Annotated in this window: 15 protein-coding genes; 5 read left to right on the forward strand and 10 right to left on the reverse strand. The window is 66.6% G+C overall.

Going from position 1 to position 17,184, the window contains the following annotated elements:
* Positions 1-223: 223 nt before the first annotated feature.
* Entirely contained in the window at positions 224-937 is a 714-nt protein-coding gene (locus tag MUG98_RS20320) for a YqjF family protein (RefSeq protein WP_265109238.1), read from the forward strand.
* A gap of 176 nt (positions 938-1,113) precedes the next feature.
* Here MUG98_RS20320 and MUG98_RS20325 read toward each other — a convergent pair whose 3' ends face one another.
* From MUG98_RS20325 to rio1, 10 genes are all read right to left on the reverse strand, one after another.
* Positions 1,114-2,109: an ornithine cyclodeaminase family protein gene (locus tag MUG98_RS20325; RefSeq protein ID WP_265109239.1), complete on the reverse strand. Its 996-nt coding sequence runs from the start codon at positions 2,107-2,109 to the stop codon at positions 1,114-1,116.
* A 336-nt stretch (positions 2,110-2,445) separates the two neighbouring features.
* Positions 2,446-4,110 carry a thermosome subunit alpha gene (gene thsA, locus MUG98_RS20330; RefSeq protein WP_265112495.1) on the reverse strand — a complete coding sequence of 555 codons (1,665 nt, stop codon included), beginning with the start codon at positions 4,108-4,110 and terminating at the stop codon, positions 2,446-2,448.
* A gap of 172 nt (positions 4,111-4,282) precedes the next feature.
* Positions 4,283-5,491 (reverse strand): outer membrane protein assembly factor BamB family protein, encoded by a 1,209-nt coding sequence (locus MUG98_RS20335; RefSeq protein ID WP_265109240.1) that lies wholly within the window; start codon positions 5,489-5,491, stop codon positions 4,283-4,285.
* Between the two features lie 207 nt (positions 5,492-5,698).
* Positions 5,699-6,262, reverse strand: coding sequence for a KH domain-containing protein (locus MUG98_RS20340; protein ID WP_265109241.1), 564 nt, complete (start codon positions 6,260-6,262; stop codon positions 5,699-5,701).
* A 247-nt stretch (positions 6,263-6,509) separates the two neighbouring features.
* Complete coding sequence (locus MUG98_RS20345; protein ID WP_265109242.1) at positions 6,510-7,025, reverse strand: metallophosphoesterase; 516 nt, start codon at positions 7,023-7,025, stop codon at positions 6,510-6,512.
* A 54-nt stretch (positions 7,026-7,079) separates the two neighbouring features.
* Positions 7,080-7,355, reverse strand: coding sequence for a DUF7513 family protein (locus tag MUG98_RS20350; RefSeq protein ID WP_265109243.1), 276 nt, complete (start codon positions 7,353-7,355; stop codon positions 7,080-7,082).
* A complete protein-coding gene (locus MUG98_RS20355) occupies positions 7,352-8,902 on the reverse strand; it encodes a Na+/H+ antiporter NhaC family protein (protein WP_265109244.1) in 1,551 nt (516 codons plus the stop codon). Before MUG98_RS20355 ends, MUG98_RS20350 begins: the two co-directional genes overlap by 4 nt.
* Positions 8,903-8,997: 95 nt before the next feature.
* Positions 8,998-10,251: a tryptophan--tRNA ligase gene (locus MUG98_RS20360; RefSeq protein WP_265109245.1), complete on the reverse strand. Its 1,254-nt coding sequence runs from the start codon at positions 10,249-10,251 to the stop codon at positions 8,998-9,000.
* A 249-nt stretch (positions 10,252-10,500) separates the two neighbouring features.
* Positions 10,501-11,340: an RNA ligase family protein gene (locus tag MUG98_RS20365; protein WP_265109246.1), complete on the reverse strand. Its 840-nt coding sequence runs from the start codon at positions 11,338-11,340 to the stop codon at positions 10,501-10,503.
* 2 nt (positions 11,341-11,342) lie between these two features.
* Positions 11,343-12,212, reverse strand: coding sequence for a serine/threonine-protein kinase Rio1 (gene rio1, locus MUG98_RS20370; RefSeq protein WP_265109247.1), 870 nt, complete (start codon positions 12,210-12,212; stop codon positions 11,343-11,345).
* Positions 12,213-12,383: 171 nt separating this feature from the next.
* Between rio1 and MUG98_RS20375 the strand changes: the two genes are divergently transcribed.
* The 4 genes from MUG98_RS20375 (at position 12,384) to ligA (ending at position 17,069) form a co-directional block, all read left to right on the forward strand.
* A complete protein-coding gene (locus MUG98_RS20375; protein ID WP_265109248.1) occupies positions 12,384-13,784 on the forward strand; it encodes a selenium-binding family protein in 1,401 nt (466 codons plus the stop codon).
* A 31-nt stretch (positions 13,785-13,815) separates the two neighbouring features.
* Positions 13,816-14,220, forward strand: coding sequence for a 2Fe-2S iron-sulfur cluster-binding protein (locus tag MUG98_RS20380; protein ID WP_265109249.1), 405 nt, complete (start codon positions 13,816-13,818; stop codon positions 14,218-14,220).
* Between the two features lie 189 nt (positions 14,221-14,409).
* Entirely contained in the window at positions 14,410-14,790 is a 381-nt protein-coding gene (locus MUG98_RS20385) for a 2Fe-2S iron-sulfur cluster-binding protein (protein ID WP_265109250.1), read from the forward strand.
* Positions 14,791-14,942: 152 nt separating this feature from the next.
* Complete coding sequence (gene ligA / locus MUG98_RS20390; protein ID WP_265109251.1) at positions 14,943-17,069, forward strand: NAD-dependent DNA ligase LigA; 2,127 nt, start codon at positions 14,943-14,945, stop codon at positions 17,067-17,069.
* Positions 17,070-17,184 lie beyond the last annotated feature (115 nt).

Consider the following 17,184-nt stretch of genomic DNA (forward strand, 5'->3'; position numbering starts at 1 on the left):
CACCCGTCATCGCGTCGCCGTCCGCCGATCGTCCCGATTCGTCACCGTCCGGAAGAGAGTCATCGGCCTCGACAGTCGTCGTAGTGCTTTATCCTGCTCCCCGTCGTACGACGGAACTCACCCCCGATCGCACGAGATGACTCTCCAACGAACACGGACGGACCCACTTCGATGGACGTTCTCGGACCGAGATGTGCCGCCGACAACACCACACGTCGCCTCGATGACCTGGCGTGACGGCCTGTTCATCCACTGGCCGGTCGACCCCGACGACGTTCGACCCCGCGTCCCCGACCAGTTGACGCTCGAGACCAGAGAGGGAGAGGCGTGGCTCAGCGTCATCCCGTTCGTGCTCACGAACGCCGGCATCCGCGGGACGCCACCGATCGCTCGGCTGGCGTTTCCCGAACTCAACGTCCGGACCTACGTCAGATACCGGGGCGATCCGGGCCTGTACTTCTTCAGTATCGACGTCGGGAGCGCATTCGTCGCGACGGTCGTTGGACGGGCGACCAGGCTCCCCGTTTACTACGCACGGATGCAGGTGAGCAGCGGGGCCAGCGGCGTCGACGAAGTCGTGTTCGCGAGCACCCGAAACGAGGGCACTCCCGACCTCGGCACACCGACAGGAGGCGAACCGCCGGCCCGCTTCTCGGCGACGTACCGCCCTGAGGGGCCCGTCTTCACCGCCGATGAGGGAACGCTCGAGTACTGGCTCTCGGAACGGCGTCGCTTCTACGCCCCGCGCGACGGCGGCACACTGACGGGCGAGATCGACCACGATCCGTGGCCGCTCCAGCCGGCCGACGTGACGATCCACGAGAACACGATGTTCGCGGCGAACGACCTGCCGAGGCCGACGGCCGAGCCCCGGGCCTACTTCTGTGACGACCACCGCATGACCGGCTCGATCCTGCGCCGACTCCGATCGGACTGATGGCGGCCGCCGATCGTCCCGTCGAACGGCGGCCGTAGTGCGGTGGCTGGGGCTGGATTGAGGTGGCTCTAGCTGAACTGAGGTAACTCTCGCTGGAGTGGAGTGGTTCTGCCAGACTGCAGTGGTTCTAGCTGGACTTCGGTGGTTCTGGCCGGTCCGCAGCGGATCGGACCGCACTACCGTGCGTCGGTATCGATCATCCCGAACGCGTATCCGGCGTCGCTCTCGCGGGCGTTCTCGTATGCCACCCGGGCGGCGGCAACGTCCTGGATCGCGAGCCCCGTCGAATCGAAGACCGTGACGCCCGTTTCGGCGTCGCGGCCCGACAGGTCCCCCACGACCAGCTGGCCGATTTCGCCGTAGATGTCGTCGTCGGTCAGCACGCCCTCGCCGTAGGGGACGTTGACCTCGCCCGAGTGGGTACACTGCTCGTGGTCGTCGATGACGACTCTCGCGTCGAGCAGGAGGTCGTCCGCGAGTTCGTGCTTCCCCTCGGCGTCGGCCCCGATCGCGTTGACGTGCGTGTACTCGCCGACGTCCTCGCGCCCGACGATCGGCTCCTCGACGGGCGTCACCGTCGAGAGCACGTCGCAGTGGCCCGCCTCGGCGATGGAGCCGGCGCGAACGTCGAACGCGTCCCCGTAGGTGTCGACGAACCGCTGGATCCGGCCCTCGTCTTTGTCCGCGACGACGACCTCCTCGATCGGACGGACCTCGCTGATCGCCTCGAGCTGGGTGTACGACTGGACGCCAGCGCCGACGATGCCGAGGCTCGTGGCGTCGTCGACGGCGAGGTAGTCCGTGGCGACGGCGGCCGCGGCACCGGTCCGTTTCATCGTGAGCGTCGTTCCGTCGATGATCGCGAGCGGGAACGCCGTTTCGGGATCGGAGTAAATCATCGTCCCGAGGACCGTCGGGAGGCCGTGGTCTTCGGGGTTGTCCGGGTGGACGTTGACCCACTTCAGCCCGGCCGCGTCCCACTCGCCCGTGTCGAGGTAGGCGGGCATCGAACGGAAGTCCCCGTTGTACTGCGGGAGATCGATGTAGGATTTGGCCGGCATCTGTGCGTTGCCGCGTTCGTAGGCCCCGAAGGCCCGTTCGACCGCGCCGATGACATCGTCGAGTCGTGCGTGCTCGTCGGCGTCGTCGCTGTCCAGGAGAAGCGTGTTCATACTGGCGAATATTGCGGGCGACTACTTAATACGCGTGAATCGGTCGTACGGGCGCGATACCCTCATCCGAACGTTCGACTGGCTGCGAGAACGGGACTCCGAAAAACCGGCACGTGAAAAAGCACGGATGCTCCGACGGACGGTACGTGAGAAAACGGGAATTCCGACGAATCGAAACGCGAAGATAGGGGCTGTCCGGAACGGAAACGACGGCGGTTCGAGCGCCGCCGTGGTCCAACAGAGCGCGGGGCGTTCGTTCGAGGTTCACGAGAGAGGGGCTCTCTCGAACGACGGAGCGAAACGACGGGTTCGTTCGCTGTGCGGTCCGACCCTCGCTTACATCATGCCGCCCATGCCGCCGCCCATACCGCCCATGCCGCCGCCCATGCCGCCGGGGCCGCCGGCGGGCATGTCTTCGTCTTCGTCGTCGTCGGCGACGGCGAGGTCACCGGCAGCGATGACGTCGTCGATGCGCAACAGCATGACGGCCGCCTCGGTGGCGGACTCGATCGCCTGGGTCTTCACGCGCAGCGGCTCGTAGACGCCCTCGGCGTCCATGTCGATCGTGTCGCCGGTGAAGGCGTCGAGGCCGGCACCCGAGTCGCCGGCGTCGTGGGCGCTGCGCAGTTCCACGAGGGAGTCGATGGGGTCCAGCCCGGCGTTCTCGGCCAGCGTGCGGGGGATGACCTCGAGCGCGTCCGCGAAGGCCTCGACGGCCAGCTGTTCGCGGCCGCCGACGGAGTCGGCGTAGTCGCGCAGGGCCAGCGAGAGGTTGACCTCCGGAGCGCCGCCGCCCGCGACCACCTTGCCGTCCTCGAGGGTCGTCCGGACGACGCCGAGGGAGTCCTCGATCGCGCGATCGACTTCGTCGATGACGTGTTCGGTACCGCCCCGCAGGATGAGGGTGACGGCCTTGGCGTCGTCGACGTCCTCGACGAAGATGCGCTGGTCGCCGGCGATCTCCTTCTGGGCGACGCTACCGGCGAAGCCGAGGTCGTCCTCGCTCAGGTCGTCGACGTTCGAGACGGGACGAGCGCCGGTCGCGCGGGCGAGCTGGGACTGGTCGCTGGACTTGACGCGACGGACGGCGATGATTCCCTCCTGTGCGAGGTAGTGCTGGGCCATGTCGTCGATGCCGCCGTCGACGAAGACGACGTCCGCGCCGGCGTCGGCGACCTGGTCGACCATCTCGCGGAGCTGGCGTTCCTCCTGTTCGAGGAACTGCTCGAGCTGGTCGGGATCGGTGACGTTGACCTCGGCGTCGATCTCCGTCTCCTTGATCTCGAGGTCGCCGTCGACGATCGCGACGTTGGCGTCCTCGACGAAGTACGGCATGTTCTCCGAGACGCGCTCCTTGTCGACGATGACGCCCTCGACGAGTTCGGAGTTCTCGATCGAGCCGCCGACCACCTTCTCGACCTTGACGTTGTCCGTGTCGACGCCCTCGTCGTCCGCGACGGACTGGACGGCCTCGACGACGAGGCCGGCCAGCAGATCGCGGGAGCTCTCCGCGCCCTTGCCGGTCATCGCGGTGGCGGCGATCTGTTCGAGGACCTCGGTGTCGTCTTCCTCGACCTCGATCGCGATCTCTTCGAGGGCCTCGGTGGCCTCTTCGGCGGCCTGTCGGTACCCCTGGGCGAGGGTGGTCGCGTGAATGTCCTGCTCGAGGAGGTCCTCGGCCTGGCTGAGGAGTTCACCAGCGACGACGACGGCGCTGGTGGTCCCGTCGCCGACCTCGTCCTCCTGGGTCTCGGCGACTTCGACGATCATGTCTGCCGCCGGGTGGTCGATGTCCATCTCCGAGAGGAGCGTGACGCCGTCGTTCGTGACGACGACGTTGCCCGTCGAGTCGACGAGCATCTTGTCCATCCCCTTCGGACCCAGCGTGGTCCGTACGGACTCGGCGACGGCCTTCCCGGCCTGAATGTTCATCGACTGCGCGTCTTTGCCGGATGTCCGCTGGCTTTCCTCCGAGAGGACGATAAGCGGCTGGTTGCCCATCTGCTGTTGTGCCATAGTCAGCTGAAGGATTGATTGTTATTCTATATAAATGCTGCGGTATCGCACCTCTCAGATCGGTTGAATCGACCGGGGGTATGCGTTCGAACGAGACTGACCGACGGTTATTTATGAAAGGATTCCTGTGAACGCCGGTTTCGATCGGGCTTCGGGACTATCGATCGGTCTCGTCCGTGATCCGAAACAGCAGGTAGAAGATGCCGCCGAGACTCGCGAGGGCTCCGAGCATCCCCAGACCCGAGATTCCGTCCGAATCCTCGGGCCCGCCGGTTGTGTCGTCGTTCGTCTCGAGAAGCGCTTCGGGATCGATGGCGTACACTGTCTCGTCCCAGCTCCCGGCGTACACGATCCCGTTCGCCGTCGCCGGCGACGATCGAACCGTGTCCCCGGTCTCGAACGTCCACGTCACGTCGCCCTCCACGGCGTCGATCGCGTACAGGGAGTCGCCGCTGCTCACGATCACGGTCTCGTCGATCAGTGCCGGCGCGGTCAACACGGAGCCGCCGGTGTCGACGGTCCACTTCTTCTCCCCGCCCACCACGTCGAGTGCGTAGACGGTATCGCTGGAGGTGCCCGCGTAGACGGCGTCTCCGGCGACGGTGGGGGATCCGACCGAATTGTCGGCCGCGAACGTCCACACCTCGTCGCCGGTCCCGGACTCGAGGGCGTACAGCGTCTCGTCCGCGCCGCCGACGTAGACGACGCCGTCGCGAACTGCCGGGGTCGTCCCGATCGAAACGTCGGTGTCGACGGTCCACACCTCGCCGCCTTCCACGGCGTCGATCGCGTATATCGTCCCGTCACGGCTCCCGAAATACACGATCCCGGCGGCCACGACCGGCGACCCGCGCACCGAGTCACCGGTCTCGAACGCCCACACCTCGTCGCCCGTCGAGGCGTCGAGCGCGTACAGATTGTCGTCGCGGCTGCCGACGTAGACGGTCCCGTCGGCCACCGTCGGCGACGATCGGACGGCCAGCCCGGTCGAATAGGACCACCGTTCGTCGCCGCCGTCGGCGTCGATCGCGTAGACGGTGCCGTCGTTGCAGCCGACGAACACCGTCCCGTCGGCCACCGTCGGCGAGGACCCGTTCTTCGTTCCGGTTTCGAACGACCACGCTCCCTCGCCGTCCTCGGCGTCGAGCGCGTAGATGAGTCCGTCGTTACTCGGAACGTAAACGGTGCCGTCGGCGACTGCCGGTGCGGCTTCGATCACGTCACCGGTGTCGAACGTCCACACAGTGCCGTCGTCCGTCGTCTGCGCGACGGCGGCGGGGCTCGCCGTCACCGAGCCACTACCGGCGGCGAGCAGTCCACCGCCCGTAAGTCCAGCGAGAAATCGTCGTCGATCGCATTCGGTCATCGTTCTAGTACGGCACCAGTTAGTAGAAAAACATATCGTTGGTCGTGAACGTTACTCGATTCGCCCGCACGCTTCGATCGGGTGAACGGGGCCGCCGAACCAGGGCGGGACCCACGAACGTCGGTACCCGCGGCGAACGACGACGGGCACGGATTCCTGCGGGAAAGGCACGGCACTCGCAGCGATCGGCAGGGGCCAGGCATCCGCTCAGGTCGAACCGGACGAACCGGGGAATCGGTGATACTCCATCCCCTGGTGTTTCATCTCGTTGTGCTTCTCTTCGAGGAACGAGTACACCGCGCCGTGTGGCGCACCGTCCAGCAGCATCTCGGCGGCGCTGCGGACGGCGTCGACCTGCGGCGGCGTGCCGATGATCCCGAGCGTCGAGCCGTAGATGACGACCGAGGCCCCGGAGAGCTCTTCCATGAGTTCGCGAGTACGGCCACCTTCCCCGATGAGTCGGCCCTTCTGGCGCTTCATGTCGTTCTTGTTGCGCGAGGCAGCGTCGATGTCGACGACGTCGAACAGCATCATGTCGTCCTCGAGCAGCCGGAGCGCCTCCTCGGGTGCGAAGCCGCGTCCGATCGCACGGACGATCTCGGGGCCCTTGAGGGCGCGAACCGGATCACCGACGGTTTCGACGGCGACGGAGCCGTTCTCCGAGTCGATGTCGAGGCGGACTTCGGCTGCCGACTCGATTTCGCGCATCGTCTCGCCGCCCTCGCCGATGAGAACGCCGATGCGGTCCTGCGGAATCTTCACGTGCTGCATACACTGCAGTATTATCTCACCGAGGTTAAGGGCTTGGTCCGCGAGCAACGGGTGCGGGTGGCTCGCACGTCCGGGCGAGGAGTCCCCGGACCGGTGACGGCCCGACCTGACCCGCGTGTGGGCAGTCACCGGGTTAGGCGCTTACAAGGGCCACCGGATCACCCGACGGACGGCCAGCCCACCGCAGTCACCGAAACTGTCCCACACCGCTCACACGACGGCATTGCGATCGGGTGTGTACTGACGTTCAGTTGCTCCGCTCGTCGACCAGCGATCGGAACCGCACCGACTCCGAGAGCGTGTCGATGACTGCGACCGTCCGATCGTCCTCGGAACCCGGCAAGACGTGTGCGCCGGGATTGAGCACCGTCGTTCGCCCTTCTTCGAAGAGTTCGCGCTCGTGGTGGTGGCCGAAACAGACGAAATCGTACGTCTCGCCGGCAGCGATCGCGTCGACCTCCTCGCGGTGCTCGCCGTGCAGGACGGCAACGGAGAGGCCGTCGAACTCGAGGCTCGCGAACCGGCCGTGGAGTTCGCTCTCGCCGCCCAGCCCGTCGAACGCGGCCTGCAGGTTGGCGACGTCGCCGTCGTTGTTCCCGAGCACGCCGTGGAGTTCGAACTGGCCGAAGTACGGGATCATCAGCGGCGCGACGAAGTCGCCACAGTGGATGACGATCTCGACGCCCTCCGCAGCGAAGACGTCGGCGGCTCGCTCGATCGCCTCGACGTTGTCGTGCGTGTCGGAGATGACACCGATGTTCATACAGGTGTGCGCGAGGGGGATCGTAAAGAGTATTGGGCCGATCGGTCGGCCCGCTCAGCCGGCGTAGGAACTCTCGCCGACGACCTCGCGGAACTCGCCGCGACCCGTCGCGTCGGTCTCGTCGAACGACGTCACCGCGACCCGGACCCGCCTGCCGACGTCGTCGGGGTCGACGCCCTCGACGTAGAGTCGCGTATCGCCGACGTTCGCGATCCCGACGCCGTCGCCATCGTACTCGCTGACGAAGATGTTTACCTCGCTCCCGGGCACCAGGGAGGGTGTTGTCGATCGGAACGACCATCCGCGGAAGTACTTCCCGAGCAGGCTCATACCCGGGCCACCTCTTCGGATTCGCGATCGATGAGGTACTCGCGGCCGAAACCGGTGAGCGCCGCGAAGACGAACACCGCCACCAGCAGCCAGCCGTGGAAGACGAACGGAACGACGTCGACCGGATTGACCACCAGCGAGGCGTCGAACCAGTCGTACGTCTCCGGCAGGTTCTGCATCTCGGAGAAGCCCACCAGCACCCCGCCGGACCACGGGAAGATGTAGCCGAGCGCGGCCGTCTGGGCGTCCAGAATGTTCGCGCGCCGGTAGCCGTTGATGTTGAACCGCTCGCCGACCTTCGAGATGTAGGGCCCGATCGCTACCTCGGCGGCGGTGTTGATCGTGATCGTCGCGTTGATCAGCGCCGTCGAGCCGACCATCGTGAGTTCGGCGTTGCGGACGTTCGTCGCGAGGTTGTCGAGCGACCAGTCGAGCACCGCCTGGAACGCCCCGCCGCGGATCATGATCTGGGCGGCCCCGATGATGAACAACACGAGGATGGACAGCGTGAAGAAACCGGCGGCGCCCTCGACCAGGCTTCCGGTCACCGTCGGATCCTCGGAAACGATTTCGACGATCGGCAGCCCACCGAGCAGGTCCGCCGCGGGGGCGTCCGCGGGCGCCTCGAAGCGGACGATGGCGCTTGCGGGCGCGAGTCCGAGGACGAGGTTCGCCACGACGGCGACGACGATTCCCCACGAGATCGCCTCGACGATGTGCCGTCCGGCGACCGCCGTCACGATGACGACCCCCATCGAGAGCAGGTGAACGAGTCCGAGCGGATCGCTTTCCGCGACGAAGAGCTGCCTGGCTTCGGCACCGTTCGTGATCTCCGCGCCGGGAAGGACCGAGCTAGCGACGACGTAGCCGAGGAACGCGAGCAACGCAGCGATGATCGCGTACTTGAACCGGGAGGCGACGACGCCCCCGATGTCCGAGTCCTGCGTGACGGCGCTGACGATCGTCGTGTCGCTGACGGGCGCGAGGTTGTCGCCGAAGATCGCGCCCGAGAGGATCGCGCCGAACAGCAACACGGGATTGGCTCCCAGGAGCACGCCAGCCGGGAAGAACAGGGCGACGAAGGCGATCGTCGTCCCGTAGCCCGTCCCGATGCCGGTCGCCAGCAGTGCCGCCAGCACGAACGTGATCGCCGGGAACAGCGCCGCGCCGACGCCGGTGAGGTCGGCCAGCCAGACCAGTCCCTCGACGAAGCCGCCGGTCTGCATCGTCTGGGCGAACATCCCCGCCCAGACCCAGGCGACGATTGCCGTCACAGCGACTGGCTGGGTCATCCCCTCGAAAATCGTGTTCGCGTACCCCTTCCAGGACCCCTTCGCGAAGAACATCCCGAGGATGAGCCCCAGGAGGATCCCGAGAACGAGACCCTCTTCGCTCGAGATGCGCAACAGCGCCGTCTGGATGATCGCCCAGACGACGAAGAACACGATCGGGAACGCGCTCATCCCGCGACCGCCGTAGAACAGGAGTTCAGTCTCGTCCGGTTCGGTGTCGAACTCGTCTGTCGGAGCCGTGCTATTTGTACCCATACGACCTGCCTCGTTCGCAACCGTCACCGACGTCGTATTTCAAGCTAATCTCGAAAATCGCTCCGTAACAGTCCACCGCTGGTGCTAATAGAAGATTAGCCGTCGCTCCCCGACTGTAAGCGCCGGTTTCGATCGCTCAATTCCGCGACAGATACCGGAATGCCGGCTCGATCGAGCGCTCGTCGTCGCTCCCCGTCGGTGAGCCGATAGGGCTCGAGTTCGGTCTCGAGAGAATCCAGTGCCGTGCGCCGCCGCTGGTGGGCGGCGAGGAAGGCCGTAATCCGATCGATCGTCAGTTCCTTCATCTCGCCACTGAGAAGCTCCCCCGCGCGGTAGTCGGCCGCGATGCGTGCGAGACGCTCGTCGTCGGGTTCGAAGAAGAATCGCAGGTACTGGAAGGGAACGTCGACGGTCGGATCGCCGCCGTGCTCGCGGTGCGCCGCGACCGTCGCCCGGCCACCCGTGTACGCGTGGGTACGGATCGTCTTTGCGACGGTCTCGGAATCGGCCGTGAGTTCGATCGACGGCGCGTCGCCGGAAGAACTCATCTTCCCCGGCCCGTCGAGGCTGGGGAGAAATCGGCCGAGGAGGGCTCCGGGCTTCCGGACGGGAAGCGCCTCCTTCGCGGCGACGTCACGACAGACCCGGACGTGCGGGTCCTGATCGACGGCGATCGGGACAAGCGTTGACTGGCGGCCGTCGACGAGTTGCGGCAACAGGAGGTGCGTCGCCTGTACAGCCGGGTAGAACTGCAGGCCCACGGTGTCCTGCTCCCCGTAGACGGCCTCGACGGTCGCCGGCGTGAGGAACCTGGCGAGTCGAACCGCGATCGGGTAGATCACGTCTGCATCGGCCGTGTCAATCACGATCCGCGTCCGTTCGGGGTCGAAGCCGACGGCGAGGATGTCTCGCAGGTTCTCGCGTGTGTGTTCGCCGATCGACTCGAAGGACTGGTCTTTCGCGAGGTACTTCTCGTCGTCCGAAAGCGGAACGTAGACCGTCGCACCCGTCTCCTGCTGGAACCGCTTCGCGAGATACAGCGGCAGGACGTGCCCGAGGTGCATCGGTCCCGACGGTCCGCGCCCGGTGACGATCGCGTGGGATGCGCCCGACTCGGGGGCCTCGAGGTAGCGATCGACGTCCCGGCCGGCGTAGAAGATCCGCCGGCGGAGCATCGGATGGGGCGGGAAGCAATCGATCTGCTCGTCCGTCAGGGGATCGGCACCGAACCGATCGAGTAGCTTGTCGTAGTCGATTTGGCCGTCGACGGCGTAGGGCGTGACGGTGAACCCTCCGTCGCCGGAATCGGCGTCGGAAGTCGTCTCTGGCGTGGCTGTGCTATCGGTCATGTCGGTCGGCTCTCTCATTCGTGTCGATGGGGCGACTGCAGCGGCTAGCACGCGGTACGAGCGCGAAAACGAGCGGAGGGAGCGATCGCCGCCGCGAGCGTCGGGTTAGGCCGCGTCGCCCGTCGCAGCGACACTGTCCGCTCTCGAGGGACCCTGCCAGCGCCAGCGCCACTCGAGAGCGGGCGTCATCGATTAGCTGTCGGTTCGGATCGATAAAAAACGTTCTGCCCGCTCGAGTCGCGCGGTCGCCTACGTCCCGTCGGTTCGATCGTCGAGAAACGCCCGCGTGAGCGCGCCGATTTCGGAGCGAACGCCGCTCATCTCGACGCTGGTCTCGCCGTGGTGGAGCCGTCCGTGAGTCTCTCGAAGGACGTTCTCGAGGACGCGATCGTAGAGCGTCTCGAACGTTACGGGCCGGCTCTCGTCCTCGAGTTCCGCTGCGAGTTTCTCAAGCCGATCACGGGTCGCGTACCTCGCTGCCAGTTCCTCGGCCGATGCGTCGATCGGCGTCGGCTCCTCGTCCCCGACATCGGGGTGGAGGAGTTTCGCGCGCTGGCCCCGTTTGTTTCGGATCACGACGCCTTCGGCGGGGCCGTGGTACCACGCCGACTGCGGGATCGCGAACGAGTCGGGGTCGAAGTCCCGCGCGCGGCGTTCGCGTTCAAAAACGTTCACCGACTCGAGGCCGATCCCGTCGAAAATCGCGTCGACGGCGTCTGGCGGGCGGAACGCCTCCGCGTCGGCCGACCAGACGTCGAAGCCGAGAAACGACGGGATGCGATCCCACTCGTAGGCGATCGTCTGGTAGTGAGTCGCCGCCCCGAAGAAGACGACGTCCTCGACGTCGTCGACGGCGTTCCGGAGCGCCTCGCGGTCGAGGTTTTCTCGAACGTGGCGGACGGCGTGCTGGTACGGCTCGGGCACGTCGTCGTCGTAGACGCGGGTTCGATCGCCGAACCGGACGAGTCCCGACTCCTGAAGTTGGAAGCGGAGGTGTGCCCCGTCGATCTTCTCGAGGAGCCACAGATGCCCTTCGAAGAGGTCGTCCGGAGCAGCGTCGACCGGCGGAATGTCGGGATACTCCTTCATCGTCACTCGCGCGACGGATCCGGCTCGGGACTCGTCACGAACTCGAGTAGTTCGTCGGCGTCGGTGTCGAGCCCCTGCCGCGAGAAGAAACTCGCGACGTTCCGGCAGTCGCGTTCGAGAAAGCCCCGGCTGTTGGGGTGGTGGACGGTGACGGCCTGTCCGAGATCGATGACCACGAGTTGTCCCTCGTCGAAGACGACGTTGTACTCGCTCAGGTCGCCGTGGATCAGCCCCGCCGCGTAGAGCCGGCGCATGTACTCCCGCATGACCTCGTAGGCCGTTTCGGGGTTCTCGATGTGGACCTCGCCGAGTCGCTTCGCGCGGCCCTCCTCGTTCCCGATGTACTCCATGACCAGGACGTTGCGCTCCGAGGCGATCGGTTCGGGAACCCGAACTCCGGCCTGTCTGGCCCGCTCTAAGTTCGCCAGTTCCTTCTTGGTCCAGGCGAGGACGACGTCTTTCTTCTTGCCGCCCAGGCCCTCGAAGCGCGGGTCGCCCTCGAGGTAGTCGCGCATCTGCCGGAAGTTCGAGGCGTTGATCCGGTACACCTTGACCGCTACCTCGCGGTCGTCGCCCAGCGCGTGGTAGACGTTGGCTTCTTTGCCCGTCGAGAGGGGACCGCCGAAGGCCTCGACGTAGCCGTCCTGGACCAGCTTGTACAGCGCCGCGAACGTCGCGTCGTCGAACACCGACTGCTCGACCTTGAACTGGTCGGCGTCCTTGATCCGTTCCTCGAACTGTTCGAACTCCCGATCGCGCTTGCGGGCGATCCGATCGGCCTCGGTGTCCGAGACGTCGATCTCCTCCCACTCGTCGCCCGGCGTTTCGGCCTCGTCGAGATCGACCAGTCCGTACTCCGTTCCCCGTTCCATCTACAACGACGTAGGGTCTCCGGCGGGTAAAGTACTGGGTCTCGATTACCCTGCCACGTTCGTTCGGCGATCGCTTTCGAGACCCATCACCGAACGAGTGAGCGACGAATCGGGTTCGATCGCTGCGACACCCGCATAGATTTATCTACGTGTTCGTGGTCGAGGAATATCATGAGTGATGCTAGCACTAGTAGCGACGTCGAACCGGACCACGATCACGACCACCACCACGAAGGGCCCGGCTACTCGACGCCCCAGGCCGCCATCGAGGAGAGCGATCGGGAGCAACTGGCGTACGTGATGAGCCTCTACGTCGGCACCGACGTCGACGAACCGGACTTCGTGGCAGTGGTCGACCTCGATCCCGACTCGGAGACCTACGGCGAGATCGTCGATCGCATCGAGATGCCGAACCGGGGCGACGAACTCCACCACTTCGGGTGGAACGCCTGTTCCTCGTCGTGTCACGTCGAGGGGCTGGAGCGGCGGCACTTGATCGTTCCCGGCCAGCGCTCCTCGCGGCTCCACGTGATCGACACGAAAGACCGACGAAATCCGGAACTGGTCGAGGTGATCGAACCCGAGGAGGTCTTCGAGTACGACCTCTCGGCACCGCACACGGTCCACTGCGTTCCGGACGGAAAGATCATCATCAGCATGCTCGGGGACGCCGACGGCGACCTTCCCGGCGGGTTCCTCGAGTTGAACGACGACTTCGAAATCGAGGGTCGGTGGGAGCCGCCGGGCGAAATCGAGATGAACTACGACTACTGGTACCAGCCCCGCCAGAACGTGATGGTCTCGAGCGAGTGGGCCGCGCCGAAGACCTACTATCCGGGGTTCGACCTCGAGGACGTCGAGGCGGGCAAGTACGGCCAGAAGCTCCACTTCTGGGACTGGGAGAACGGCACCGTGGAACAGACGATCGACCTCGGCGAGGAGGGACTGATCCCGCTCGAGGTGCGGTTCCTCCACACCCCCGAGTCGACCCACGGGTTCGTCGGGGCCGCCCTGTCGTCGAATATCTTCCACTTCTGGAGAGACGAAGCAGCCGGCGAGTACCGCGCGGAGAAGGTGATCGACTTCGAGAGCCGCGAACATCCCGACTGGGACATGCCCGTCCCGGCGCTCCCGACGGACATCCTCATCTCGATGGACGATCGGTACCTGTTCGGCTCGAACTGGCTTCACGGCGAGGTCTGGATGTACGACGTCTCGGACCCCGCGAACCCGCGGCGGGCCGACTCGCTCTCGGTCGGCGGCACCTTCGGCGAGGTCCAGGAGGTCCAGGGCCGCGAACTGGCCGCCGGCCCGCAGATGATCCAGCTCTCGCTCGACGGCGAGCGGCTCTACTGGACCACCTCGCTGTTCTCCTCGTGGGACGACCAGTTCTACCCCGAGGAAGCCGAGCGGGGATCGGTCATGCTGAAAGCCGACGTCGATCCGCGGAACGGGACCCTCGAACTCGACGAGGACTTCCTCGTCGACTGGGGCGAGTGCCCTGCGGGACCGGCCCGCGCCCACGAGATCCGGTGGCCCGACGGCGACTGTACGAGCGACGTCTGGCAGTGATCGGCCGCGAAACCGGTACTCGGCCGAGCACATGACGAGCCACGACGTGACCCTCGAGTGGCCTGACGGCCGGACGCGGACGATCGCGGTTCGCGAGGACGAGTCGGTTCTCGAGGGGGGCGAGCGCGACGGCGTCGGACTGCCGTTCGGCTGTCGGACGGGTGCCTGCGGGACCTGCGTGGGACGGCTGCTCGCGATCGACGGGACGGGAGGAGGCGGCGACGCAGCCGATCGGGAACCGATCGGCGATGCGGGTGACACAGAACCGATCGACGTCGCGGACGCGTTCGCGTACCGGCGCGAGCCGCGGGCGCTGAAACCCCGACACCGCACCGGCGGGTACGTGCTCCTGTGCATCGCTACCCCGCGAGCAGACTGTCGGGTCGCCGTCGGCTCGCAGGTACAGTCCGAACTGGTCGACAACCCCTGGAAGTAGCAGCGGAAGCGTGTGGAGCGGGCGGCGATCGGTCCGGGTACGCGCACGCCGGCGTTTCGTTCGCCCGAATCCGACGGCGCGACGCCGCTCGCGGTACCGACGGCCGACGCGTGCAATCTTTTCTCGCTGTCCGTCCTAGAGACTGGCTGTGAAGAACCCGTACAGACGACGGCGGACGAGGACCGAACGATGACGTCCCACGACGTGACGCTCGAGTGGCCGGACGGTCAGCGCGATATCGTGACGGTCGATCGTCGGGAGACGGTACTCGAGGCGGCCCTGCGGGAGGGAGTTCGGTTGCCGTACGACTGCCGGAAGGGGACCTGCACGGCCTGCGTGGGCCGGCTGCTCGCCGTCGACGGCGACGGTTCCGACGCCGGGGCGTCCGGCGAGAGCCGATCGATCGACGCCGCGGCGGCGTTCGACTACCGTCGCCCGCCCGAGGCGCTGACGGAGCGAGAGCGGGCGGAGGGCTACGCCCTGCTGTGTATCGCCACGGCGCGGGCCGACTGTCGCGTGGCGGTCGGTCCGCGGGTTCGCGCCGAAATCGGCGACAGCCCGTGGGGGTAGCGCTCCCCGCGTCGTCCGAACGCCGGGCCTCCGAACCGGGTTCACGAGACCTCCCCGTTGGGCGCCGTTTCAGCGGCCGAGACGGCTGCACTTCGGCGGTCGGACGACTGCAGTAACGTTAACGGGGCAGCAGCGTAACCCTCGGACAACGAATGTCTCTCGCCGACGAGAACGCGGACGAAGCGAACCCGTATCTCCGCGATCCGCCGACCGACTTCGAACCGATCGAGGACCTCACCGAGGAGCAGGCCCGCGAGCAGGTCGAGCAACTCCGCGAGGCCATCCGCGAACACGATCGCCGGTACTACGTCGAGAACGACCCGATAATCGCCGATCGGACGTACGACGCGCTCTTCGGCCGCTTGCAGGAACTCGAGGACGAATTCGACCTCGCGCATCCGGACAGCCCGACCAGAAGCGTCGGCGGCGAGCCGATCGAGGAGTTCGAGACCGTCGAACACGTCGCGCCGATGCTGTCGATCGATGCGAGCGGCGCGGTCGAAGACGTCCGGGAGTTCGACGACCGCGTCCGGCGCGAGTTGCGCGAAAGCGGGAGCGCGCGTGCCGACGAGCGCGCGGGCGACGTCGACTACGACTACGTCTGCGAGCCCAAGTTCGACGGCGTCTCGATGGAGTTCGTCTACGAGGACGGGAGCCTCCAGCGCGCCGTCACGCGCGGAGACGGTCGCGAGGGCGACGACGTGACACACAACGCGCGGACGATCGGCTCCGTTCCCCAGCGGCTCCACGGCGACTACCCCGACTTCCTCGCCGTTCGCGGGGAGGTCTACATGCCGAAAGACGCGTTCCAGGACTACAACCGCGAGCGGATCGAACGCGGCGAGGAGCCATTCGCGAACCCGCGCAACGCTACGGCGGGGACGATCCGCCAGCTCGATCCCTCGATCGTCGCCGAGCGGCCGCTCGACGTCTTCTTCTTCGACGTGCTCGACGCGAGCGACCTCCAGGACAGCCACCGCGCGGAACTCGACCGTTTCCCCGACTGGGGACTGCGGGTGAACGATCGCGTCGAGATCGTAGCCGACGTCGAGGGAGCCATCGACTACCGCGATCGGCTGCTCGAGGAGCGCGACGACCTCCCCTACGAGATCGACGGCGTCGTGATCAAGGTCGACGACCGCGAGGCGCGCGAGGAACTCGGGCGGACGGCTCGCCACGATCGCTGGGCCTACGCGTACAAGTTCCCCGCCCGATCGGAGGTGACGACGATCGCCGACGTGGCGGTCCAGATCGGCCGGACGGGACGGGTGACGCCGGTCGCGTTGCTCGACCCGGTCGACGTCGGCGGCGTCACCGTCTCGCGGGCGAGCCTCCACAACCCCGAGGAAATCGCCGCGAAGAACGTCGGCGTCGGCGATACCGTCCGGGTCCAGCGCGCGGGCGACGTGATCCCCTACGTCGAAGAGGTGGTCGAAAAGGGGAGCGACGGCCACTACGAACTCCCCGACCGCTGTCCCGTCTGTGACAGCCCGATCGAGCGCGACGGCCCGATGGCGTTTTGCACCGGCGGCCTCGCCTGCGACGCCCAGTTACGACGATCGATCGAGTACTACGCGAGCGACGACGGCCTCGACCTGGAGGGACTGGGCGAGAAGAGCGTCCGCCAGCTGGTCGACGCCGGCCTCGTCGAATCGATCGCGGACCTCTACGAACTCGATCGCGAGGCCCTCACCGCGCTCGAGGGGTGGGGAGAGACGAGCACCGAGAACCTGCTCGCCGAGATCGAGGCGAGCCGCGAACCGCCGCTGCCCGACTTCCTCTCCGCGCTGGGCATCCCCCACGTCGGGCCGGCGACGGCCCGCGAACTCGCGCGCGAGTTCGGGACGTTCGAGGCGTTCCGCGAGGCCGCCGAGACCGACCCCGATCGGCTCGAGGGGGTCGACGAAATCGGCGCGACGGTCTCCCGACAGATACACGACTTCTTCACCAGCGAGGCCAACGCCGAGGCGGTCGACGCCTTACTCGAACACGTCTCGCCCCGGGAGACCGATATCGAAGCGGGCGGCGACGAACTCGACGGGCTGACCTTCGTCTTCACCGGGTCGCTCGAGGGCGTCACGCGCAGCGAGGCCCAAGAGACCGTCGAAGCCCACGGGGGCAACGCGACGGGAAGCGTCTCGGGCAACACGGACTACCTCGTCGTGGGGGAAAACCCGGGCGCGACGAAGCGCGAGGACGCCGCGGCGAACGACGTCCCGATCGTCGACGAGGACGCGTTCCGGGAGCTACTCGCGGGACGCGGGATCGAACTCGAGTAGCGGCGATCGGTCCCGAGGCCGGTGGCGGCAGCCGAGTCGGCTGATCGCCACGGCGAGACCGATCGAGGCGCGATCGGTCGTGGCACGAGGTTATTTTGTGTGGTGCAACAACGTC

The organism is Halosolutus halophilus (assembly GCF_022869805.1).
Taxonomy (GTDB): Archaea; Halobacteriota; Halobacteria; order Halobacteriales; family Natrialbaceae; genus Halosolutus; species Halosolutus halophilus.

Bases quoted from the DNA above. Each gene is read 5' to 3' on its own strand.
- MUG98_RS20320 (WP_265109238.1), top strand. From the start codon at position 224: ATGACCTGGCGTGACGGCCTGTTCATCCACTGGCCGGTCGACCCCGAC.
- MUG98_RS20325 (WP_265109239.1), bottom strand. From the start codon at position 2,109: ATGAACACGCTTCTCCTGGACAGCGACGACGCCGACGAGCACGCACGA.
- thsA (WP_265112495.1), bottom strand. From the start codon at position 4,110: ATGGGCAACCAGCCGCTTATCGTCCTCTCGGAGGAAAGCCAGCGGACA.
- MUG98_RS20335 (WP_265109240.1), bottom strand. From the start codon at position 5,491: ATGACCGAATGCGATCGACGACGATTTCTCGCTGGACTTACGGGCGGT.
- MUG98_RS20340 (WP_265109241.1), bottom strand. From the start codon at position 6,262: ATGCAGCACGTGAAGATTCCGCAGGACCGCATCGGCGTTCTCATCGGC.
- MUG98_RS20345 (WP_265109242.1), bottom strand. From the start codon at position 7,025: ATGAACATCGGTGTCATCTCCGACACGCACGACAACGTCGAGGCGATC.
- MUG98_RS20350 (WP_265109243.1), bottom strand. From the start codon at position 7,355: ATGAGCCTGCTCGGGAAGTACTTCCGCGGATGGTCGTTCCGATCGACA.
- MUG98_RS20355 (WP_265109244.1), bottom strand. From the start codon at position 8,902: ATGGGTACAAATAGCACGGCTCCGACAGACGAGTTCGACACCGAACCG.
- MUG98_RS20360 (WP_265109245.1), bottom strand. From the start codon at position 10,251: ATGACCGATAGCACAGCCACGCCAGAGACGACTTCCGACGCCGATTCC.
- MUG98_RS20365 (WP_265109246.1), bottom strand. From the start codon at position 11,340: ATGAAGGAGTATCCCGACATTCCGCCGGTCGACGCTGCTCCGGACGAC.
- rio1 (WP_265109247.1), bottom strand. From the start codon at position 12,212: ATGGAACGGGGAACGGAGTACGGACTGGTCGATCTCGACGAGGCCGAA.
- MUG98_RS20375 (WP_265109248.1), top strand. From the start codon at position 12,384: ATGAGTGATGCTAGCACTAGTAGCGACGTCGAACCGGACCACGATCAC.
- MUG98_RS20380 (WP_265109249.1), top strand. From the start codon at position 13,816: ATGACGAGCCACGACGTGACCCTCGAGTGGCCTGACGGCCGGACGCGG.
- MUG98_RS20385 (WP_265109250.1), top strand. From the start codon at position 14,410: ATGACGTCCCACGACGTGACGCTCGAGTGGCCGGACGGTCAGCGCGAT.
- ligA (WP_265109251.1), top strand. From the start codon at position 14,943: ATGTCTCTCGCCGACGAGAACGCGGACGAAGCGAACCCGTATCTCCGC.